The sequence below is a fragment of the Profundicola chukchiensis genome (assembly GCF_029664245.1).
Classification (GTDB): Bacteria; Bacteroidota; Bacteroidia; order Flavobacteriales; family Weeksellaceae; genus Profundicola; species Profundicola chukchiensis.
Map to the genome: position 1 here is coordinate 232,484 of NZ_JANAIE010000002.1, position 24,325 is coordinate 256,808.

19 protein-coding genes are annotated in these 24,325 nt (G+C 36.1%); 14 read left to right on the plus strand and 5 right to left on the minus strand.

The genetic code is table 11. The features are described 5' to 3' along the window. Positions 1–37 precede the first annotated feature (37 nt). From NLM59_RS03315 to NLM59_RS03325, 3 genes are read left to right on the plus strand one after another with little or no spacing between them, the layout of a single operon-like run. Positions 38–1,765 (plus strand): 1-deoxy-D-xylulose-5-phosphate synthase, encoded by a 1,728-nt coding sequence (locus NLM59_RS03315; protein ID WP_304416324.1) that lies wholly within the window; start codon positions 38–40, stop codon positions 1,763–1,765. 37 nt (positions 1,766–1,802) lie between these two features. Further along, entirely contained in the window at positions 1,803–2,285 is a 483-nt protein-coding gene (locus NLM59_RS03320) for a DUF4252 domain-containing protein (RefSeq protein WP_304416325.1), read from the plus strand. 54 nt (positions 2,286–2,339) lie between these two features. Beyond that, positions 2,340–2,840 carry a hypothetical protein gene (locus NLM59_RS03325; protein WP_304416326.1) on the plus strand — a complete coding sequence of 167 codons (501 nt, stop codon included), beginning with the start codon at positions 2,340–2,342 and terminating at the stop codon, positions 2,838–2,840. 83 nt (positions 2,841–2,923) lie between these two features. Here NLM59_RS03325 and NLM59_RS03330 read toward each other — a convergent pair whose 3' ends face one another. Beyond that, entirely contained in the window at positions 2,924–4,255 is a 1,332-nt protein-coding gene (locus tag NLM59_RS03330) for a dihydrolipoamide acetyltransferase family protein (protein WP_304416327.1), read from the minus strand. Positions 4,256–4,390: 135 nt separating this feature from the next. On the opposite strand from NLM59_RS03330, the gene NLM59_RS03335 reads away from it, so the two are divergent. The 11 genes from NLM59_RS03335 (at position 4,391) to NLM59_RS03385 (ending at position 19,249) form a co-directional block, all read left to right on the plus strand. Beyond that, positions 4,391–6,307 carry a glycoside hydrolase family 13 protein gene (locus NLM59_RS03335; RefSeq protein WP_304416328.1) on the plus strand — a complete coding sequence of 639 codons (1,917 nt, stop codon included), beginning with the start codon at positions 4,391–4,393 and terminating at the stop codon, positions 6,305–6,307. Positions 6,308–6,330: 23 nt separating this feature from the next. Continuing rightward, on the plus strand, positions 6,331–7,173 hold the full coding sequence (locus tag NLM59_RS03340) for a mechanosensitive ion channel family protein (RefSeq protein ID WP_304416329.1): 843 nt from the start codon (positions 6,331–6,333) through the stop codon (positions 7,171–7,173). A 96-nt stretch (positions 7,174–7,269) separates the two neighbouring features. Beyond that, positions 7,270–8,232 carry a hypothetical protein gene (locus NLM59_RS03345; RefSeq protein ID WP_304416330.1) on the plus strand — a complete coding sequence of 321 codons (963 nt, stop codon included), beginning with the start codon at positions 7,270–7,272 and terminating at the stop codon, positions 8,230–8,232. A 422-nt stretch (positions 8,233–8,654) separates the two neighbouring features. Beyond that, a complete protein-coding gene (locus tag NLM59_RS03350) occupies positions 8,655–9,683 on the plus strand; it encodes a threonine aldolase family protein (RefSeq protein ID WP_304416331.1) in 1,029 nt (342 codons plus the stop codon). Between the two features lie 131 nt (positions 9,684–9,814). Further along, on the plus strand, positions 9,815–11,269 hold the full coding sequence (locus NLM59_RS03355; RefSeq protein ID WP_304416332.1) for a sugar MFS transporter: 1,455 nt from the start codon (positions 9,815–9,817) through the stop codon (positions 11,267–11,269). 754 nt (positions 11,270–12,023) lie between these two features. Next, on the plus strand, positions 12,024–13,376 hold the full coding sequence (gene tig, locus NLM59_RS03360; protein WP_304416333.1) for a trigger factor: 1,353 nt from the start codon (positions 12,024–12,026) through the stop codon (positions 13,374–13,376). Further along, entirely contained in the window at positions 13,376–14,047 is a 672-nt protein-coding gene (locus tag NLM59_RS03365; RefSeq protein WP_304416334.1) for an ATP-dependent Clp protease proteolytic subunit, read from the plus strand. Before tig ends, NLM59_RS03365 begins: the two co-directional genes overlap by 1 nt. Positions 14,048–14,263: 216 nt before the next feature. Continuing rightward, complete coding sequence (clpX, locus tag NLM59_RS03370; RefSeq protein ID WP_304416335.1) at positions 14,264–15,490, plus strand: ATP-dependent Clp protease ATP-binding subunit ClpX; 1,227 nt, start codon at positions 14,264–14,266, stop codon at positions 15,488–15,490. 124 nt (positions 15,491–15,614) lie between these two features. Next, a complete protein-coding gene (locus NLM59_RS03375) occupies positions 15,615–17,507 on the plus strand; it encodes a T9SS type A sorting domain-containing protein (protein ID WP_304416336.1) in 1,893 nt (630 codons plus the stop codon). A gap of 22 nt (positions 17,508–17,529) precedes the next feature. Then, positions 17,530–17,862, plus strand: a complete 333-nt coding sequence (locus NLM59_RS03380) for a hypothetical protein (protein ID WP_304416337.1) — start codon at positions 17,530–17,532, stop codon at positions 17,860–17,862. A 100-nt stretch (positions 17,863–17,962) separates the two neighbouring features. Next, positions 17,963–19,249 (plus strand): TlpA family protein disulfide reductase, encoded by a 1,287-nt coding sequence (locus tag NLM59_RS03385; protein ID WP_304416338.1) that lies wholly within the window; start codon positions 17,963–17,965, stop codon positions 19,247–19,249. Between the two features lie 299 nt (positions 19,250–19,548). Here NLM59_RS03385 and rodA read toward each other — a convergent pair whose 3' ends face one another. From rodA to mreC, 4 genes are read right to left on the minus strand one after another with little or no spacing between them, the layout of a single operon-like run. Continuing rightward, positions 19,549–21,075, minus strand: coding sequence for a rod shape-determining protein RodA (rodA, locus tag NLM59_RS03390; protein ID WP_304416339.1), 1,527 nt, complete (start codon positions 21,073–21,075; stop codon positions 19,549–19,551). Continuing rightward, positions 21,053–22,972, minus strand: a complete 1,920-nt coding sequence (locus tag NLM59_RS03395; protein ID WP_304416340.1) for a peptidoglycan D,D-transpeptidase FtsI family protein — start codon at positions 22,970–22,972, stop codon at positions 21,053–21,055. Before NLM59_RS03395 ends, rodA begins: the two co-directional genes overlap by 23 nt. A gap of 3 nt (positions 22,973–22,975) precedes the next feature. Next, entirely contained in the window at positions 22,976–23,497 is a 522-nt protein-coding gene (locus NLM59_RS03400) for a rod shape-determining protein MreD (protein ID WP_304416341.1), read from the minus strand. Next, positions 23,481–24,323, minus strand: a complete 843-nt coding sequence (gene mreC / locus NLM59_RS03405) for a rod shape-determining protein MreC (protein ID WP_304416342.1) — start codon at positions 24,321–24,323, stop codon at positions 23,481–23,483. Before mreC ends, NLM59_RS03400 begins: the two co-directional genes overlap by 17 nt. Positions 24,324–24,325: the final 2 nt, after the last annotated feature.

The following is a 24,325-nucleotide window of genomic DNA, read 5'->3' on the forward strand; positions in this document are numbered from 1 at the left end:
TTGCTACGAAATATCGTAATTTTAGCGCGAATAAGCAATGTATAAGTATTTAAACATTTTAGAAACCCCATCAGATTTACGTAAACTTAAACGTGAAGACCTTCCTATATTGGCAGAAGAAGCACGTGATTTTATCCTAGATATCGTTTCTACCAAAACTGGTCATCTCGGGGCTAGCCTTGGCGTCATCGAACTTACCATTGCTTTACATTATTATTATAACACGCCGTCCGACTTACTCATTTGGGATGTTGGCCACCAAGCTTATGGCCATAAATTATTTACCGGAAGAAAATCAGATTTTCAAAGTTTAAGACAACTAAACGGCATGTCGGGTTTTCCAGATCGAACCGAAAGTGAGTTTGATGCTTTTGGAGTAGGACATTCTTCCACTTCTATTTCTGCTATAACAGGAATGGCTCTAGCCAATCGCCTGAAAAATGACAATAGAAAACATTTGGCTGTCATCGGTGATGCATCGATTGTATCGGGTATGGCCTTCGAAGGATTAAATCATTTAGGTGATACGGATTTGAATGTAAATATCATCCTTAATGATAATAACATCGGAATTGATCCGGCTGTGGGAGCATTACAGAATCATTTTAATAATACTTCATCCGCTTCTAAAGTCGATTTCTTTGAGGCATTAGGTTTCAATTATATTGGTCCAATCGACGGACATAATTTTGATAATCTATTCAAGGCTTTTGATGAATTAGAGAATTTAAAAGGACCTAACCTACTTCATATCAAAACCATTAAAGGAAAAGGATATGAAAGCGCCGAAAAAGATCAAGTTTTATGGCATTCCCCCGGTAAATTCGATAAGAAAACTGGAATTATCAGCCCTAAAAAAGAAAAATTAAGCTATCAAAAAGTTGTTGGAGATAGTCTTATTGAATTATTTAAAGGCAATAACGAAGTAGCTGCTATAACGCCAGCTATGCCCACAGGAAGTGGTATGGTTGAGTTAATGCAACTTTATCCCAATCGTGTTTGGAATGTTGGTATTGCCGAACAACACGCTGTTACTTTAGCTGCAGGACTAGCAACACAAGGCATTACACCTTATTGCGTGATTTACTCCACCTTTTTGCAGCGCGCATATGACCAGGTGATTCATGATGTAGCTTTACAAAATCTCCCGGTAGTTTTCTTAATCGATAGAGCTGGTTTTGTAGGTAGCGATGGAGCAACTCACCACGGTTTATTTGATATTTCATTCTTAAATTCTATTCCAAATATGTCGGTAGCTTGTCCTGCTGATGATAAGGAGTTAAAAGAATTAATTGAAATAGGAGCTCATACCTCAACACCTTTAGCTATTCGCTATCCAAAGGGTGAGGTTCAATCATTGAATTTCCCTTTTCAAAACACAGAATTAGGTAAAGCCAAAACCTTAAAAAAAGGAGAAAAAGTTGCTATTTTATCCACCGGACATATAGCTAGTAACATTCAAAAAGCTATAGAAGGACTGAATTTAAGTTGGTATCACTTCCCATTTGTTAAGCCTTTAGATTTAGAAGCTTTAAAAAATATCTTCGAGAATTACAGTCATATCTTAACTTTTGAGAATGGAATTAAAAATGGTGGCTTTGGTGCTAGCATTTTAGATGTAGCCAATTCTAACAATTATAAAGGTAAAGTTGAAATTCACGCCTATCCAGATGAATTTATTGCGCATGGCACAATTGATGAACTAGAAAATTTGGCTGGCTTAGATAGCATATCGATCAGAAAAAGATTCGAAGAGCTAATCTAGGTTAAATATAGTTTAGTCAAATCAAAACCAAATCGCCATGAAAAAACTAATAATTTTATTTGTTTTAATATTCTCCATTAGCGCTTGTAAAACACAATACAACGTCAATAACTTCTACGATAGATATCAAAACACAGAAAACTCGATGAGTTTTAAGGCGCCTTTATTTCTAGCATCTCTTATGTTAGACGATGACCAAGAATTCAACACCTTTAAAGAAAAAGTAAAGTCAGTTCGCGTGCTTAGCCTACAGGATTTAGATGATGCTAAACACGACATGGTAAAAAAGGATATTCAATCTGCACTCACCAAAGATGGTTTCGAGAATTGGTTTAACGTCAACCAGGATGGAATGAACATTAATGTTAGTGCTCAAAACAAAGGAAAAGCTGTGAAAAATGTAGTAGTTTCTTTACAAGGTTCTGATAACCTCATCTTTGTTAATGCTAAAACACAACTCACCGAAAATGAATTGGTGGCATTTATCAGTAAGTTAATGAAAGCTGAAGATAAAAATTAACTCCTTTAAAAGATGCTAAAGCAAAGTACTTTCAATTTTTGTTATCTTCGTTTCATGAAAAAAGCATGGATTATAGTTTTGCTTATCTTTTGTTTCAACGCAAAAGCACAAGAATTAGAGTATCAGGATTTTACGGCTTATTATCTTTTTAATATTGGCTATACCTACCATAACATCAACTACTTAGAAGCTGGACTAAATAGCTATTTGGTTCGCCCAAACGATGACATCATCGATTTAGGCGCAACAGCAAATCTAGGCGTGAGCAATGGAAAGTTCATAGCTATTCCAGAAGCACAAGTTGGCTATTTATGGAATATTAAAGATTCTGCCATCGACCCTTATTCTAGCAATTTCAATTCTGCTTTTTGGGTGGTAAGAACTTCGGTTTCTCCTTGGCATGTTACTCCTGAAATTGGTATTTCCGTAGTTGATTTAATTGACCTAAGTGTAGGTTATGGTTTTGAATTCAATAAACATAATCATGTAGACTTAGATGGAATCAAGTTAGGCTTAAGCCTTAGATTACCCTTCTTACTATTCTGGCACGAATAAAGAATTCCTTCAACAAGATATAAATGAAAGAAGCCCTTTTCAATTGAAAAGGGCTTCTTTTATATCCTTAAAATATATTATTCTTAAACGTCTTGGTCTACGTCAAATTTCTCTAAATAATCAGACACGCGTTTCACGAACATTCCACCTAATGCACCGTCTACAACTCTATGGTCATAAGAATGTGATAAGTACATTTTCTGACGGATTCCAATCATATCACCTTCTGGTGTAGATACTACCGCAGGTTTTTTCTCAATCGCACCAATCGCCATAATAGCAACTTGTGGTTGATTAATAATTGGCGTCCCTAAAATATTTCCGAAACTACCGATATTAGAAATTGTATATGTACCACCTTGAATTTCATCTGGTTTCAAGTTATTTGTTCTAGCTCTTTCTGCTAAATCATTAATTTTCTTAGCCAATCCAGCTAAATTATATTGATCTGCATTTTTAATAACTGGAACAATCAAGTTACCATCTGGACGCGCTGTTGCGATACCAATATTAATATCTTTCTTAACAATAATATGATCTCCATCTACAGAAACATTAATCATTGGGAAATCTTTAATTGCCTTAACAATCGCTTCCACAATAATAGGCATAAAGGTCAACTTCTCTCCTTCTCTCTTCAAGAAATTATTTTTATGCTTATTTCTCCAGTTCCACACTTTAGTCATATCTGTTTCAACGAATGAAGAAACGTGAGGCGCAGTTTGTAAACTATGTACCATGTGATTGGCAATCAGTTTACGCATACGATCCATTTCAACGATTTCGTGGTTCTGACCTGGACTTACCACCGGTTGACTAACAGGCTGTGAAGTTTGCGGTGCAGATGTAGCTGCTTTAGGTTGAGATACTGCAGGAGTAGCTGCAGGAGCTGCTTTACGATTCTCTAAATACTTTTGAATATCGTCTTTATTCACTCTTCCACCTAATCCACTTCCTTGGATTTGACTTAATTCAGCTTGAGAAATACCTTCTTTCTCAGCAATTGATCTCACTAATGGAGAATAGAAATTAGCATCATCTGAAGTAATTTTCTCAGATTTAGCCGCTTCTAAAGGTGCTTCAAGTTCAGCAACTTCTTTTTGAACTTCTTCTGCTTCTGCAATTTGTTCGCTTGCTGGAGCTTCTACTTGTGCTGGTTCAGATGATCCTTCGCCTTCTACTTCTAGAATTGCTAAAGCCTCACCAACTTTGGCTACCTCATCTTTTTGAACTAAAATTTCTTTAATAACGCCAGAAACAGGTGTTGGAACATCACTATCCACCTTGTCGGTAGCAATTTCCACAACAGATTCATCCTCTTCTACTGTGTCTCCTACGTTTTTAAGCCAGTCCGTAACTGTAGCTTCCATTACACCTTCGCCCATGGCAGGCAACAATAATTTATATTCAGCCATCTTAAGAAATTTGATTAATTACAAATATAACAAAAGGTTAAAATAAAACTGACACTTAAGCTAATTTAATTTAATTCTGATTTATTTATTAAATCAATATTTTAGACCTAAATTAGTAAATTATAATTACGAATTATGAACTTCAAGTCCGTTTTAATCCTCATTATCGCAACATTTAGCGCCTGTGCTACACCCCAAAAACCGAATCAAAAAACACTTAAAATTGGTGAAGTTCCTACTTGGAGCAAAGAAGCAATTTGGTATCAAATTTTTGTAGAAAGGTTCAGAAATGGAGATCCAAGCAACGATCCTACACCAAAAGATATCGCTGGAGCTTATCCTGATTTTGTTCCGGAAGGTTGGAAAATTACAGACTGGGGACATGATTGGTATAAAGATGACGATTACATTCAAAGCATTACTGAAGAACAAAAAGCAGAACACAATGGCTTTGAAACTTTTGGACAGAAATCTCAACTGAGAAGATACGGCGGCGACCTACAAGGCGTGTTTGATAAATTAGATTACTTAGAAGAATTGGGCATTACTGCAATTTATTTTAATCCTTTAAATGATGCGCCTTCCCTACATAAATATGATGCGCGCTACTGGCGACATATCGATCGCAACTTTGGTCCAACCCCAGAAGAAGATTTAAAAATTATAGAAAGTGAAGATCCCTTAGACCCTTCGACTTGGAAAATGACAGGCGCGGATAAAATGTTCTTAAGACTCATCAAAGAATTACATAAAAGAGATATTAAAGTTATTTTAGATTATTCTTGGAATCACACCGGAAACACCTTTTGGGCATGGCAAGACATTCTTAAAAATCAAGAAAAATCAGCTTACAAAGATTGGTATTGGATAAATTCATTCGACGATCCGAACACCGAAACAGACGAGTTTGATTATGATGGTTGGTTAAACGTGAAGAGTTTACCTGAATTAAAAGAAACCCAAGCTCAAAATCATAAAAAAGGTATTAGCGCTTTTGAAGGAAACATCTCTAGTCAACAAGCTAAAGATTTAATTTTTAATATTACTAAAAGGTGGCTCGATCCCAATAATGATGGCAATACCGACGATGGTGTAGATGGCTTCAGATTGGATGTGGCCGCAGAAGTTCCACTTGGCTTTTGGCGAGAATATCGTGAAGTTGTGAAATCCGTTAATCCAGAGGCTTATTTAATCGGAGAAGTGTGGTGGGAAGATTATCCTGATAAACTTTTAGATCCTAAACCATTTCTAGAAGGCGACGTATTCGATGCGGTAATGAATTATCGTTGGTATCGTTCGGCTCGTCAATTTTTTAATGCTTCACCGAATAAGCTCGAGGCCTCTGAATTTGTTCAACAACTCGAATCTCAAAGAGAAAACTTAAATCCAGAAAATAATTATGCTATGATGAATTTAGTTTCAGGGCATGATTCTCCAAGAGTACTAACTTCCCTTTTCAATAAGAATAAGTATAAATACCAAGCAAAACCAGACGACAACAAGAATTATAAAATTCACAAACCAGACGCCGAGACCTATCAAACTTTAAAACTATTACTAGCACAACAATATACCTATATAGGTGCTCCGCATATTTGGGCTGGTGACGAAATGGGCATGTGGGGCGCAGATGATCCAAGTTGCCGAAAACCTTTATTATGGAAAGACATTGAATTCGAAGATGAAATAGCGCATCCGCTTAATCTAGAAAGACCACGAGATAAAGTAGCTTTTGACGATGAATTATTTAATTATTACAAAAAATTAATCCAAATCAGAAAAGACCAACCAGTATTATCTCATGGAGAGATTGAATTCTTAGTAGTAAACGACCAAAAAGATTTGATTGCTTATAGTAGACATGACGACCAAACCGAAGTTATTTCTGTTTTTAATAACTCAAATCAACCACAAACCATCAGAATTCCAGTAATTACATCTAGTGAAAATTACCAAGATGCATTAAGCAATAAGATCTATCAAGTGAAAGATTTATATATAGAAGTTAGCCTAGCACCACGCACAGCTATGATTCTAATCCCTCAAGCCTAAAATAAATTAACTACTTTTGGAAAATGATACAAGAGCAAGATGTAGACCTTCAAAAACCAAGTATCACCATCCTTGATTCGCTTCAAGAGGCATGGCATGATTTCTTGTCACAAATACCAGGAATTCTATTAGGTATTCTGATTGTTATAATTGGTTATGTATTGGCCAAGAAATTAAGCCAAATCACCTTAAAAGGAATCTCAAAAAGATCTGAAGATCCTTTAATGTCGCGATTTTTATCGAATTCGGTTAAAATTATCGTTTTCACCATTGCCATCATGTGGGCGCTTAAGGCTGCCGGCCTTGAGTCAATCACCAATTTCATTATTACAGGTCTAGGTGCTTCGGCGGTTATTTTTGGTTTTGCGTTCCGAGATATTGGAGAGAACTTTTTAGCGGGAATCATCTTAGCCTTCAATCGACCCTTTAATGTCAACGACACCGTAAAAGTGGGAAGTCTTTTTGGGAAAATTAAATCCTTAGAATTCCGCTATACCAAAATGAAAACCTTCGATGGTTGCGATGTTTATATCCCTAATAGTGATGTACTTAAAAACCCTGTTATTAACTATACCGAAGATGGATTTTTCCGTTGGAATTTCGCGCTTACTATTTCAAATGATGACGATATAATTGGTGCTAAAAAAATTATTAGTGATATTTTAGAAAAGCATCCAGATGTAGTTCACGATATAGAACACGAAAATTATGTCGCTGAAGACGAACTCATTGGGAATTCACTTAAACTGAAAGTCTACTTCTGGGTACACACCTACGAGTTTAAAAAAGAAGCTGTTATCGTTAAAGGTGAAATAATAAAACAAGTTAAATATGCGTTAGAAGAAGGAGGCTACTTCAAATCTTAATAAGATATCCTTATATATAATGTATAGTCTTAGCTTCACGCAACCTATAAAAACACTAATCGTCTAAACAAATAGAAACTTATAAAATTAAACCATATGAAATTTAGAAATCTTACACTTCTAGCCCTTATTTTCTTCACCCTACAATCTTGTGTAGACAATGAAGCATACTTTGGAAGTGGCGGAGGTGTTGACAATCCAGAGATATACACACGTTTAGCAGACATCATTAAACACGAAAATGTTCCAACAGACACCATCGCTTTTAACCCATTAGAGGACAGCAATATTTCAGGTACTTTTGGCGTGGAAATCAATATTCCAGCTAACTCATGTATTCTAGGGAGCAATGAATTACCCGATGAGTTATTTGTTGTTTTAAGAGAATATCCTACGCTTAGCAAAATGGCTTTGAGTAATGTTCAAACTGAAAGCAATCAAGAAATGCTGGTAACAGGTGGAAACTTTTGGTGGAAAATTATTGATGCCGATGGACGTGATTGGGATATCGTTCAACCAAGTCAAATTACGGCAACACAACCTGTAGTCTTAGACATGGGCGAATATGCTGATCAAGCTGCTTATTTTACTGGAGACATCATCAGTGGTGGTAGCCAACAAGTAATTAACTGGACACAAGTTAGAAACAACGAAAGCGGAATGGGTCCTAACAATGTTTTTGAATATAATGGACTTCAACTTAGATGGGCAAACGTTGATGCTTTATATCAATATCCAGGCGAGAGAACGCAATTTTCTGCGGTTTTAAATCCTAACGATGACATTCAACCCAACCAAGAAATGCTTCTATTAATCGTTGAAGACTTCCCAAGCGTAATCAACATTTACACAAAGCAAGGCGATAGCTTCGTAACACACAACAATGCAATACCAGTAGGTCTTTCAGGTACTTTGGTAGCGATTGCATTAGATAACAACGACGAACTTTTAATCGGCTCAACAGATATCACGGTTGCAGGTGATGACGAATTCAGCGTTGACGTAGCTCCTGGCTCAATGTCGCAATTAACTAGCTTAATTAATCAAATTACCAATTAATTCGCGCAACCTTATTTGCAACTTCACGTCTAACTTATGAAGTTGTCATAATATTATATTTTTGATGGAAACGCTGTGAGTCATTCACAGCGTTTTTTTATACCCTAATTTCTTAATTTTCTTTTGGGCGACTTTTGCTTTTTTCCCTTCGCTCCCACCCCACATTTGAATAATCAAAAACAACTCGCACACCTCAATACATCCTACATCCACATAAAAAAAAAAGCAAAACCAGGCTTTCGTTGCAATCTATGCCCATGGACAAGACAAAGCATCTCATACAAGGAGTTTACTCCGTTCCACTCTTGTATTTCGTGCTTTGTTGCTTGCCCACAAGCATAGGATTTCCACATCAATCCTTGCCGCAGCTCCGTTTGCACACCTCATCATTTGACATTAATTTTATACGCTCAATTCAACACATGAAATATTCATTTAAAGACGACTACAGCGAAGGCTGTCATCCTCATATCCTCAAAAAACTCATCGAAACCAATTTCGAGCAAACTGCCAACGCCAATTATGGTCAAGATGTTTTCACGAAAGAAGCCAAAGCTTTAATCCATAAAAAACTAAATCACCCCAAGGCCGAAATCCACTTAGTTTCTGGTGGAACCCAAGCTAATTTGGTGGTGATTTCGAGCTTACTAAAACCATATGAGGCGGTAATTTCTGCTGAATCCGGACATATAGAAGTTCACGAAACTGGCGCTATAGAAGCTACAGGACATAAAGTATTAACTATTCCCACAAAAGATGGAAAATTAAGCCCGAACTTGATTCAACCAACTTTAGATGCACATAAAGATGAGCATCAGGTTTTGCCAAGAATGGTCTATATCTCTAACGCGACAGAGTTAGGAACAATTTATTCTCAACAAGAATTACATGAACTTTCTAGCTTTTGTAAAGAAAAAGATCTACTTCTCTTCATGGACGGAGCAAGATTAGGAACAGCGCTAACTTCCTCTTCCAACGACTTAGACCTTGAATTAATTGCAAAATACATGGACGTATTTTATATCGGAGGAACCAAAAACGGTGCTTTATTAGGAGAAGCCATTGTGATTTGCAATCCAGAACTTCAAGCTAACTTTCGATTTGCTTTAAAACAAAAAGGTGCTTTATTAGCTAAAGGTAGATTGTTGGGAATTCAATTTTTAGAATTATTCACCGATGATTTATTTTTTGAATTGGGTAAATACGCCAATCGTCAAGCTGAAGTTTTATCTAAAGCGATTGAAGACAAAGGCTTTGAGTTTTTAGCTCCCACCGAATCCAATCAAGTCTTTCCGATTTTACCCAAAACTTTGATTCAAAAGCTACAAGAGAAATACGAATTCCATATTTGGCAAGCTTACAACGAAACACATAACGTTATTCGCTTGGTTACCTCCTGGGCAACACCTTTAGATAAGGTACAAGAATTCATTAATGATTTAGAGGATTAATTTTTAAACTAATATTCATTTCATCGATTGAATCGCTTGAAATTAAAGTTAAATTCATACAAGCTAAGACTTCTATTCCTTGTTTTTAAAATTAAATTGTACATTTAATTTTTCTAAATAAAATCAACTTTATGGCGACTAGTACAGTTTCAGCGAACCCAAGCAATAACTCAACCATTTGGGGACAGTTTTTTCCATTAGTTTCGGTATTCTTTTTCTGGGGATTCGTTGCAGCAAGTAATGATATTTTAATTCCAGTTTTCAGAAAGGAATTCGACCTAAGCAACACCCAAGGGCAGTTTGTAGCATTTGCTTTTTACATCGCCTACACCGTTGGTTCTTTAGCCTATATGGGATTATCGAAATTGAGAGGTAGAGATGTCATTAACTCATTAGGTTATAAAAACGCCTTAATCATTGGGCTCGTGGTCTCCGCTTTAGGAACTTTATTATTTATTCCAGCCGCCAATAATCGTTCGTTTGAGTTAATGTTATCTGGTTTATTTATTGTTGGTTTAGGTTTCTCTTTACAACAAACCGTTGCTAATCCATTAGCTATTCTTATGGGACCTAGAAAAACAGGTTCTCAACGACTTACACTAGCCGGAGGAATCAACAACTTAGGTACGACTATCGGTCCGTTGATTGTTAGTTTCGCCATTTTCGGGAGTGTACTTTCTGACAATACAGAAGCCAGCATTGAAAGTGTAAAGACGCCTTATTTAATACTTGGAGCAGCTTTCTTGGTAGTAGCCGTAGTTTTGAAATTCACCAAACTTCCAGACCAAGATACTACAGAAGAAATAGAAGAGGATAACGAAACCAATGACGGGAAGGAAAGATCATCGGCATTCAAATATCCACAATTGCTATTAGGTATGGTTGCCATCTTTGTCTATGTAGGTGTTGAGGTTTCTACAGCGAGTAACTTACCGGAATACATGGAAAAAGTGATGGGCTTCGAAACTAAAGACATTGCCCCTTATATATCATTGTATTGGGCGAGTTTAATGATTGGTCGTTGGTCTGGAGCGATTGAGGCATTTAATCCAAAAAAAGACATGCTTCAATTTCTTAAGTTCCTTGCGCCTTATTTAGCGTTTGGAGTTTTCTTAGCCGTAAATGCGATTATGAAACATGACTTAACACCTTTCTACTACTATGCGGCCTTGATTGTGGTCTTGATTTTAGCCGATATGGCTAGTAAAGGAAACCCAGTTAGAATGTTACTTATCTTCTCTTTGATGGGAATTTTATCCTTATTAATAGGAATATTCGGGACAGGCATGGTGAGTGTTTATGCGTTTACCAGCGTAGGGTTGTTCTGCAGTACGCTTTGGCCTTGTATTTTCACCATTGCGATTGCCGGTTTGGGTAAACACACCAACACAGGAAGTAGTTTATTGATTATGATGATTATGGGCGGGGCATTTATTCCACTTACACAAGGTTTTGTAGCTGATTACATTAATATTAATTATAGCTATTTCGTAGGAGTTGCTTGTTTTGCCTATTTAGCTTTTTATGCCGTTCGCGGTGGACAAATTCTTAAAAAACAAGGAATTGATTATGATGAGTTAACCTAAGACGGTTGACTGTTCTCAGTTTTCTGTTCACAATTCACTGTTTGGAGTTCGTAAATGAACGACTTTGCTCCTCTCGTGTCTAAATTTTCGATACATTTTTGTTGCACAAAAACACTCAAACTGACAAGAGGATTCATGTTTAAATTTATTTTAAGCAATATTAAACTACTTAAACCATCCTTAGACAATCTTCATCACTCTTCCTTATAAGATTCCGAATCAAGTTCGGAATGACACTTCGGGCTAGATTAGTTTAGCGTGTAAAGTGTAGGGTTTAGAGGTTTGTAGTGCTACAGCATGAGAATTATTTGTATTGAAATCTAAAAAATGTTTAACAACTTCGCTCCTCTCGTATCCAAGTTTTCGATACATTTTTGTTGCACAAAAACACTCAAACTGACAAGAGGATTCACGTTTAAATTTACTTTAAGTAATATTAAACTACATTTAAACCATCCTTAAACTACATTTAAACCATCCTTAAACCACCTTTATCCCACTTATCTATGAGATTCCGAATCAAGTTCGGAATGACGCTTCGAGCTAGATTAGTTTAGGGGGTAAGGTGTAGGGTTTAGAGGTTTGTTGTGCTACAGCATGAGAATTAATTCAAAATTTAGAATTTAAAATCCATCATTCACTATTCCAATCCTTCTTTTAAGTTTCTTTAACAAACTGTCAATGACTATTTACCAATCACTAAGTAGTAAATTTCCATAAAAGTCCTTACCTTTGCCAACCTAAATTACAATAGATGAATTTTACACAATCTCAGATAGATGATTTGAATGCCGTACTTACGGTTACTGTTGAAAAAGCAGATTATGCAGATAAAGTTGCAGCTGACTTAAAGAATTACCGCAAAAATGCTAACGTTCCTGGTTTCAGAAAGGGTCAGGTTCCTATGAGCATGATTAAAAAGCAATATGAAATGCCTTTGATTTACGAAGAGGTAAATAAATTATTGCAATCAGGAGTAGAAGATTATTTGAGAGAAAATAAAATCGACATTTTAGGTCAGCCTCTTCCAAAAGCTGATGAGAACTTTAGCTGGGAAGCAGATGAATTAAACTTTAGTTTCGACTTAGGTTTAGCTCCAAAATTTGAGGTTGATTTAGAAAAAGTTGAAATTCCTTACCACAAAATCGAAGTTAGCGAAGAAGACGTTGATAAATACGTTGATAATTTTGCTTTAAGATATGGTAAAATGTCTGCCGCTGACGAAGTGAAAGAAGGTGCTGTTTTAAAAGGTGTTTTCCACGAAGTTGGTGAAGACGGAGAAGTAGCAGAAGGTGGAGAACACTACCACTCTACTTTACGTTTCGATGATTTGAAAGCTAAAGATGCTTTTGAAGGTAAGAAAGTAGAAGATAAAATTACAGTTGCTTCTAAGGATTTATACGAAGACGAGAATTTATTAGCTGAAACACTTGGTTTAGAAGAAGCAGGTGATTTCGATAAGACTTTACAATTCAAAATCAATGAAATCGTAAATCAAGAGAAAGCAGCTATCGACCAAGATCTTTTTGATAAAGTATATGGTGAAGGCGAAGTTGATTCAGAAGAAGCTTTCCGTGCGAAAGTGAAAGAAGAGGCTGAGAAAATGTATGAAGGCGAAGCGGATAGAGTAATGTTAAGTGCAGTTTTAATGGACTTAGTAGAAAATTCTAGCTTTGACTTACCAGATGAGTTCTTGAAAAAATGGTTAAAATTCAACTCAGAGCAGCCTAAAACAGACGAAGAAGTAGAGAAAATCTACAACGAAGCTAAAAAAGGAATGCGTTACCAATTAATCGAAGGTAAGATTGCTGATAAATTTGAAATCGAGGTTAAACAAGATGATATCTTAGACCAAGCGGTTAAAATGATTAAGCAACAAATGCAGATGTATGGTATCAGCAACCCAGAAATGGACGATAACCAATTGAAGCAAATCGCTATGAGCAGCTTACAAAACGAAAACGAATACAAGCGTTTAGCTGATCAAGTTTTTGCTGAGAAAATGTTGGCTGTTGTTAAGGACAAAGTAAAATTAGTTGAGAAAACAGTTAGTTTTGATGAGTTTGTAGAAGAAGTTAAGAAACAAAACGAAAAAGCAGAAGCATAATGGATTACGGAAAAGAGTTCGAAAAGTTTGCAGTTAAAGATCAAAATATTAGCGGTCAAACTTTACACGATTTCATAAAAAACGTTACGCCTTATATTATAGAGGAACGTAAGATGAATGTGGCTCAAATGGATGTATTCTCTCGTCTGATGATGGATAGAATTATCTTTTTGGGAACAGGAATCGACGACCAAGTAGCTAATATTGTTACCGCTCAGTTGCTTTTCTTAGAGTCTGTAGACGCTAGCAAGGATATTCAGATTTACATCAACTCTCCAGGAGGAAGTGTTTATGCTGGATTGGGAATCTATGACACGATGCAAATCGTTAAGCCAGATGTAGCAACTATCTGTACGGGTATGGCAGCTTCTATGGGTGCTGTATTATTAGTAGCAGGTGAGAAAGGGAAACGTTCGGCACTTAAACATTCGCGTGTAATGATTCACCAACCATCGGGTGGCGCTAGAGGTGTTGCATCTGATATGGAGATCAACTTACGCGAGATGTTGAAATTAAAAGACGAATTATATAAGATTATTGCAGAGCATTCAGGAATGCCTTATGATTGGGTAGAGAAAAGCTCTGACCGTGATTATTGGATGACTTCTTCTGAAGCTAAAGAAAACGGAATGATCGATGAGGTTTTATTAAACTCTAAAGACAGAGCTTAATAGATTTCAAATAATAAATCAACAGCCTTTTGTTTGTGATTCACTTTCAAAAGGCTGTTTTTTTATGCTTAAAATTTAAAACCAAATTCTAACTCACAAGCTTGGTACGTGCATTGCACTTAAACTTCCTATAAAAAGTTGTAATTTTGCATTCTTATTTCTTCATAGAACTGAAGAGTGAATAATTTGACTACGCTTATAAAATTGAAATAATAAATGGCTAAAGAGAAAAAAACATGTTCTTTTTGTGGAAGAACCGAAGAGGAATCTGCATTATTAATTGCTGGACTACACGGACATATTTGTAATACCTGTGTGAGTCAGGCATATGATATCGTAGTACAAGAAGGAGCATTTTCTGATAAAAAACCAAAAAATCTAGAATTAGATCTTAAAAATCCTAAGGAGATTAAATCTTTCTTAGATGAATATGTGATTGGACAAGATGCAGCTAAGAAAGTTCTTTCTGTTGCAGTATATAATCACTATAAAAGAATCCTACAATCGATTAGTGACGACGAAGTTGAAATCGAAAAGTCGAATGTATTGATGGTGGGAGAAACAGGTACGGGTAAGACCTTATTAGCAAAAACTATTGCTAAAAAACTTAATGTTCCCTTTACCATTGTAGATGCTACCGTATTAACCGAGGCAGGTTATGTAGGAGAAGATGTAGAAAGTATCTTGAGTAGACTTTTGCAAGCAGCAGATTATGATGTAGCCAAGGCTGAGCGAGGTATTGTATTTATTGATGAAATTGATAAAGTTGCACGTAAAGGTGACAATCCATCGATTACTAGAGATGTTTCTGGTGAGGGTGTGCAACAAGCATTATTAAAAATCTTAGAAGGTTCGGTGGTGAATGTTCCACCACAAGGAGGAAGAAAACATCCAGATCAAAAATATATTCAGGTAGATACTAAGAATATTTTATTTATTGCCGGTGGAGCATTTGCAGGCATTGAAAAAGATATCGCCAAGAGATTAAATACCAATGCGATTGGATTTAAAGGCGAAACGGCCCAAAAGTTCGACGACAAAGGTATGTTGCAGTATATCAATGCACAAGATTTAAGAAGTTTTGGTCTTATCCCAGAGTTGCTAGGTAGATTACCTTTGGTTTCTCACCTAGATCCATTAGACGCAACGACTTTGAGAAGTATTTTAACCGAGCCAAAGAATGCTATCATCAAGCAATTCAAGAAACTTTTTGCTTTAGACAATGTCGATTTAGAGATTACCGACGAAGCATTAGATTATTTTGTAGAAAAAACTATGGAATTATCTTTAGGGGCAAGAGGATTGCGTGCGCTAACCGAGAAGGTTTTTACAGATTTAATGTTTGATATTGACGAAATGGATGCGGAATATGTTTTAACGAAAGACAAAGCTGAAGAAATTCTAAGCCAGAAGTACTTATTAGAAATCAGACGAGCTTCTTAATATTATCGACTTAACTCCTTGAGTTTTATAATAAAAATAGTGGATTTAATTATAAATTCACTATTTTTGTAGCATAAAGTTTAGTGTAAAAAACAACGTTAAGTTTAACTTAAAACTAATTGGTATGAAAAAAAATTTATTAATCGCCGCTATGGTGTTACCTCTTTTATCGGTATCAGCACAGTGGACACAGACCGGTGGAACCGTTTCGGTGAAACCTAACACGCTTCACTACATGAGTGGATCGTATGAAGTTAAAAATGGTGGAAAGGCCATCAACGAAGGAAATGTTAATGTTAGAGGTAGCTTTACTATTGACAATATAACTGAGCCGACTACGGAATTCAGAAATAAATATAATGGTGGAACTCAATATGGGCAATTAATCATTAATGAATCAAGCACAGCAACCGGTAAAATTGTAGGTGAGTTTCTAAATACAGCCCACACACAATTTTTCAACCAACCACTTGCAATTCCATATACGGATATGACCGCTCAAGAGATAGCTGAGCAATCAAACATTCAAAACCCAATTGAGGCTAATCACCCTCGTAACGGAATATTTGATCCTAATAGATGGAAAAACTCTGTTTACACATGGCTAAATGAAGACTACGCATTAGCAGATATGAGTTTAGCAGATAAAATTGAACCAAATTCTATCGATAAATATTTTCCTACTAATTACTATAGTATTAATTTAGGATTTGAGGAATTAACTTCTCAGTTAGCTGAATATAAAGGTACTCCAGCGAATATGGTGCATGATACTTGGTTGGATCCAGTAAATATTAATCCTGGTAGTGAAGCTCAAGTTAACAACTATTCTAAAAACATGTTTGGTGAAATGTTAGGTACTTATTTAAAAGATGCCTTTACAGCTATGCCGGATCATAGCGCTTGGTCAACGCCAGGAAGATATAACAGTCCAGATGGTTATGGTGATAACGTATATTACTTTGGAAACCCTTACACCTCAAATATTCGACTAGATAGTTTATTAGGTCACACGGGTATGATTGGTGTAACTCAATTTCAACAAAATAATTTTGATCCAAATGTAGATCAAGGAAATAGTAATATTGGACCTCTTATTCTTCCGTTGATTGCTACCTACAATGGTGGAGAGTGGCAAGGAGACCTAGAAGCATTAGAGGTTAGACCTTACCATACTTTCGCCTTTAAACAGGATCCGCATATGCAAATTATTAATTTTGGGGATAGGGAGAAGACATTTGGAGTTGATGTTGATGCTCCTCATTATAATACGGCTAGAAATCAATCTAGTACATCTTATCAAGTTAAATTAGAGTTGCTTAAAAATGATAACACTGTAGGTCGTACTTATGTTGTTGCATCTTCTAATTATGAAGCTGCTGCACAAGCAGGAAATGAAGCTTATTTAGAAATTCACAATTCTGACTTCGATCAAATTTATACATTGCAAGAAAATGCAGATGGTACAGTTAATCAAGAGTTAATGAATTCTAAAGTTTACATTAATGGTATTAATGCTGAAACCTATACGGCTAAGCCAGTTATGCTTGCTAATCAAGTAGCAAACCCAGGCCAATTCACTATTAAAGCTAATTTATCAAACAACGTATTAAACAGTGGTAATGAATTCTATTTTGAAGATGCTCAAGAAGGATTCATCCAGAATATTACAGAAGATTTTGAATACACATTCACAGCTAATGAAACAACTACGGATAGATTTAGAATCTACTGGAATGGTACTCCAGAAGTATTAAATGTTTCGGAAGTAGAAAGTGTTGCTAAAACATTGGTTTACAAAAACGTTGATGATACATTTAAAGTTAGATTTGCAGAAAATTGGAACAAAGCTGATATCTTTGTATATAATGTAATGGGACAATTAGTACATTCAGCAAAATCTGTGGATGCATCAATTGACTATACTTTACCATTGAAAGGTCATACTTCAGCTTATATTGTTAAAGCAGTAAGTGATAAAGGTGAAGTGGCTACGCAAAAAATTATCAAGAAATAATTAATTAAAAACCTTAGAACAAATGAAATTAATAAATAAATCAATCCTAACAATCATATTTTCCTTATTTACGATTGTTGCGTTTGCCCAAAGATCTGGTCTACAACAAGATTTGAGTAGAGATTTGAATAGAGATTTGAGTGGTCAACTCAATACAAGTCCGACTCTAACTCCCATTGCAGAAGGGCCAGCTGACAACGTTGGTGCTGCAGGTGCCTCAGGAGACGCTCCTGGTCCTGGAGGATGTTTTGAATGTGAAGTCCCTATCGACGACTATCAATTCTATTTAGTAGGTCTAGGAGTCTTATTAACTGGAATCGTTGTATACAGAAGAAATCAGTTACAAAAAGCTTAATTTAAATTTAAGTAGATAAATACAAGCCCTGTCCTATTGGATGGGGCTTTTTTGTTTTATCTTTGGTTCAGAATTTGCTAATTAAGACAAAAATTAATTCATGAAGAAACTTATCGCTGTTTCCTTTTTAGCTGTGACAAGTGCGCTCAACGCGCAATTTGACCTCAACGCTAAAATAAAAGGCTACGAAAACAAACCTGTATTGGTTAAAATTTATGAGAATGGTTCGGAGCGTTTGGTTAAACGTGTTGAAACAGACAAACAAGGTAATTTTAAATTAAATTTCCCAACGGCTTATATCGGTAAAATTACCTTTGAACTAAGTCATGGAGGATTTGAAGTGATTAGTGCGAATGAGAATATTTCACTAACCACAGATATTAATGATCCTTTACACAAAGTACATTTCGATGGTGGTATTAACCAACAAATTCAAGATGTATTTGAGTTAGATGATAAAAAGTCATTGAGAGATTTCACTTTGGTGGAGTTAGTTAAGCTATACATACCTCAAGATGCTTTCTATCAAGCTTTGCAAACAGAAATCAGACGTATTGATAACTTAGAAGCAAAACCTATCAATAACGAAGCGATTCAATATTATATTGATGCTAAAAATGAGTTAGGTGAATACAACGCGAATAAGTTCAATGCAGCTCAGATTCAAGACAAGGCAAAGAAACACTTGGTGATGGACAACATGAACCTAGAGAATTTTGGTTTGTTACAAGATTTCTTAAGCACATATATCTCCTACTCTATTGGCGATGCTAGAACTAAGCATGATGCTGCTAAGAACATTGAGTATGCTTTAGATGATTTATTAGAATTGGTGCAAACTGATACTTCGAGAGGTCAGGCGATTTTAACCAATATCATTCCAATGTTAGAAGGCAATGGATTTAATGAAATGTCTCAGAAATACTTAAGCCAAGCAGAATCATTGAATTGCGAAATCACACCCGACTTACAAGCTATTATTGACGGTAAAGGCAATATAGAAGTTGGAAAAGTGGCTCCTAATATTGTGTTTGACAAGAAAATCAAGAAAGCTAAATCATTATATGATGTTAAGGCTAATCAGAAACTGGTTGTATTCTGGGCTTCTTGGTGCCCACATTGTATCAATGAGCTTCCACATTTGAAAGAGTTTTACATAGACTTCCAAAAGAAAGGTGGAGAAATCGTTGCGATAGCACTGGATATGGACAGAGTACCTTATGAGCGTGCGATAGAAGGCACTGAATGGATTAACTATTCAGATTTGATGAAGTGGCAGAGTCCATACGTTAAGTCTTATGGTGTTACCGGAACGCCAACCATGATTTTATTAGATAAAAACAATAAAGTTGTGAAGATCGGAAGTAGAGTTTCTGAGTTTTTATAAACATATAAAACTTAATATAAAGTCCTCTGGATTAAAATATCTAGAGGGCTTTTCTTTTTTATGCGGATGATGAAGAAAAAAGCTCAAAAGCTTTTCTAAAAAAGCTCAAGAGGTTTTTCTAAAAAGTACAAGAGCTTTTTTCAAGAAGTTCAAGAGCTTTTTTTATGAACACTTGATGATGGAGCTAGAAGATGCGGATAAATTGCTTAGATCATATAGATAAACCAATTTAGGACCAAGTCAAATAACATCGACAGGCCTTACACTTTAGAACTCGTAAAGAAAGTAAAACTCAGCTTTTAGATAAAAGATTGTTCTTTTTCGTAGTTAAGCTTCAGCACAATAAAGATCATGAACATAAAGCCCCATAGCGAACTACCTCCATAGCTAAGGAAAGGTAATGGAATTCCTACTGTTGGGAAGACACCAATCACCATTCCGATGTTGATTAAGAAGTGTAAGAATAAAATAGATGCCGCTGTATAAGTGAAGTATCTAGCAAACACCTTACGTTGCTGCTCAGCGATATAAAATAAACGCATAATAAGCGCAGCATATAAAATAACCAAAAGTGTACTTCCTACGAATCCCCACTCTTCTCCTACTGTACAGAAGATATAGTCCGTCCATTGTTCAGGCACGAATCTACCATCGGTCACGGTTCCTTTATCCCATCCTGTTCCCCAGAATCTTCCCGAACCAATCGCCGTTTTAGAGTATAATAAGTTATAGCCCGAGGTGTCTCTATATTTTGCTTCTCCTTCGAACAATACCATGATGCGCTCTCTCTGGTGCTTAGGTAATTTCTCTAATAAAGAATTGGCATTATAACTTACCGCCAATACTATCGACATAAGTATTACCACCACACTTGCGCTAGACAATAACTCTCTAGAATTACTTGCTTTAAGCTTAGAGAAGTTCCTGAATGAACTGTAGTTTTCTAGATTGGATAAATAAATCCCTCCAGCCGTTAAAAATGAAATCAGTGCCATGGCTGCCGAAGTAATACTTATAAAGATTTCATCTTTTAAGCTAAAAACCTCATTGATGGTAAAAGAAAAACCAGAAGGTTTCGCTAATACCATAATGGCAAAGAAGAATATTCCCAAACCAATATACAAGCCCATGGTGGAATACATATTTTGTATGGAGAAATTCCGTTGACCAAATAAGAATAAGACGAGTGTAATGACTAACCAAACGATCATTCCAAAGCCAAGAATAAATAGTGGTGCATCCCAAAGCACACTTAACAAGAACACGACAGCTAATACAATCGGAATAACAATAATAATTGGGTTCATTCCTTCGCGATACATCGCCATTAAGAATGCGCCAAACACGAAAAGTGAGCCCACATCGGGCTGAAGTAAAATCAGCACCGCAGGAATAGCAATTAATCCTAAACAGGTCAATAAAACTGGTGGACGATTTAAATCATTCCCAGGTATATTGAGCACGTGGGCAATCATTAAACCTGTGGCTATTTTCATTAACTCCACTGGCTGAATCCCCACTCCACCAATGGAATACCAAGCTTTAGCCCCATTAATTTCCCGACCAAAAAATAAAACCCCGACCAGCGCGGCGACACCCACTATATAAAAGACGAAGGCATAGAGATCGAAGAAGTTCCGACTGATAGAAGTAATAATCGCAAAAACAGCAATCATTCCAAAACCTAATCCAATTCTAACGACCTGCTTAACTCCATAATCAGGGTCAACACTATAAATATTGGCCACGCCAAAGGCCATGATAATCATTACCATGATGACAATAGGCCAATCAATCCCTTTTTTATAGCGCGAAGTCGTGTACATATATGGTATCTCCCGTTAAACTATCAACTGTATATTTTGTTGGCTTGGTGTACCAACCTCTTTTCTTTAATCTTGTAATTTCTTGTTTGCGATACTCCGAACGTAAATCTCCCTTCAACATTCTATCATATAGATGTTTACGCTCGATGGTATCCAATAAATATTGTTCGGCAATCAGCGTAGCCATAGGTGCTGCCCATCGTGAACCCCAATAACCATTCTCAATCGTTACGGCAATAGCAATCTGTGGATCTTCTACTGGTGCAAATAATACAAATATCGAGTGATCCTGACCATGTGGATTTTGTGCTGTACCGGTCTTTCCTGCTTGGGTAAATGATTTAGTTAAAATTCCACGTCCAGTTCCGTTGGTAATTACATCTTTCATTCCCTGAATCATAATCGGGAAATGCTTAGGGTCGACCAAGGTGTTGTGTCTGGTGGTATAGGTTGAATCCTTAATTGGATTTCCATCAATTTCTTTCACCACATGTGGTGTGTAAAACCAACCTTGGTTAGCAATAGCTGCCGTATAATTCGCCATTTGTAATGGAGTCGTCAAAATCTCTCCCTGACCAATTCCCACTGAAACCACAGAGAATGGATTCCATTTACCTTTTCCTAAATAATAATTATAATATTCTGCATCTGGTATGTTTCCTTTACTTCCTACCGGCAAGTCAGTTCCTAAATATTGACCTAATCCGAAGCTCTTCATAATGGCACTCCACTCATTGATACTTTTCTCAATATTCATGGAGTCTTTTCTCAACATGGCTAACCATGCTTTAGAGAAATATGTGTTACAAGATCTTTCGATAGCAGATTTAATTTTGTGCGATGGTCTTCCACAGTGACAAGCCATTCGTGCTCTACCATATCTAAATCCATGTTGACAAGTATATACGGTTGCAGAATCAGTAACGCCCATTTCAAAGGCAGTTAATCCTGTTAAAACTTTATAAGGCGATCCTGGAGGATATTCAGCTTGTAAAGCTCTATCATACATAATTCTAGATACAGAATCCTTGGTCATACGATAGATTTCGCCGGGAACATTAAAACGATTCGGATCAATTACCGGACTCGAAGCCAAAACAAGAATTTCTCCTGTTTTAGGTTCAATAGCAACAATTCCTCCTCGCTTATTAACCAACATATCCTCTGCAAGTCTTTGAACTTTATAGTCAAGACTTAAGGTTAAAGTTTTTCCATTCTTAACAGGAATATCGTTAGCACCGTCTTTATACGCCCCAATAGTACGTTGACGAATATCTTTTTTAAGATAATTAAAACCCTTTTCACCTCTTAAGTGATGTTCATAAGATTTCTCTACACCTGCCATACCAGCTAAATCTCCTGGCATATAATACACAGAATCGGTAGCAATATAGGCGTTGTTAACCTCTTGAATATAACCCAAAACATTACCGGCAGAGTTAACGCGGTATTCACGTTTCGGACGTTTCACAATATCCACAGCGGGATAATTGTACATTTGCTCTTGGAACCTTGTAAAATCATCGCGATTGATACCTTGCAAAAAAGGGAAAGTTCCAACTTTGGAATATCCCTTCATGCTTTTGATTTTATCCATTTTTTCATTGAAATCTTCTAAAGTGATTCCAAGAATTTGGGTGAATCTTACTGTATCGAAACCTTGCTCTAAAAGTACAGGTGTAATTTGAATTTCGTAGTCGTAGCTATTGGTTACCAACAATCTACCATCTCTATCTAAGATATCTCCTCTTTTAGGATAAACAACCTCTTTTTTAATGGAAGTATTAAAAGCATTTAAAATATATTTATCGGTCATTAGCTGTAAATAAGCCAAACGACCGATAAAGATAAGCGCCACAACGGCCACTATCCAATAAAAAATATAGGACTTGTTCATGATTTAATATTCGCTTCTTTCCACTATTGGAAAAAACATTAAAAAAGCTGTCACCATTATAAGTGTTAAGCCTGAACCAATAAGTGATTTCTTAGCAATTGCACCTATCATTTCAAGTTTGAAACTTTCTGTGAAGTCTACCAAGAAATGATGAACAAAAATAAGTACTACCAAATAAATAAGCCATTGGATAAAACTAAAATTACCAAGCTTAATCTCTTCTGATTCATAGGCTTTTCCTGCCTGAATCACTTGAGCTACATAGTATCTAATATAGGCTACAAAGACGGATGCAAATGCATTCACTCCACCAGTATGTTCCAATAAATCAACACTTAAGCCTAAGATGAATGCTAAAAGCAAGAAAATATATCTATTCTTATCTAAGGGATATAAAAGAATAAAAATCACATAGAAAAATGGATTTGAATATCCCCAAAAGTTGATATTGTTGAAAAGTGCCACCTGAATTACAACCAAGAGCACGATCCACAGAACATATTTAAAATTATTCAGTAATAACATCCTCTCTTGATTTTGCTTTTTCTATGTCTAATTTATCTAAATTCTCCACTACATATACATTTCTCACTTTCGATAAATCGTCGAAGGTTTCTACTATAATTTCGTAGTCCCCTGTATCGTCATTAGGTTCTAAAGTCTTAACGCGTCCAATAAGTTCACCTTCTGGGTAAATAGCAGAGGCTCCCGCAGTCATCACTGTATCTCCTACTTTTACGTTGAGATATTTTGGGATTTCTGTTAAGGATAATTCTCTATGGTCTATACCTGGCCAAACAATAATTCCGAATCGATCACTTCCTTTAATTCTAGCTTTAATATTGGTTCTAGAGTGTAAAACCGAAAGCACAGAAGAATAATGATCAGAAGAATTTAGTACAGCTCCCACTACTCCATTAGAGGATAAAACCGCCATATTTTCGGAGACACCGTCCTTTTTACCTTTATTAATTAAGAAATAATTATCCTTACGTCTAAGATTATAATCTACAATCTCTGCTGTAAGGTAGGCGTATTTCTGATGGTATGCTGAATCTATTTTGGTTCGCAAGCTGTCATCCTCGGCATTAAACAAAGGATGTTTTGCCAACTTTTGTTTAAGCTGAGCATTTTCTTCTATCAAATTTCTATTCTCCTCTGGAAGGTTGATGAAATTAATAATATTCGAAGCCTTGGTCGATATATAAGCGTTCACCGCCATGGTTTTAACACCAATGGCATTTTTATGGAAATCACTTTTGGTCGCCATAAAATAGACCGCCGCAATTTCTAGCAATATAAAAAATACAAAAAGCCCAATTTTTGAAATTAGGTTCGTTAGAAATTGCATGT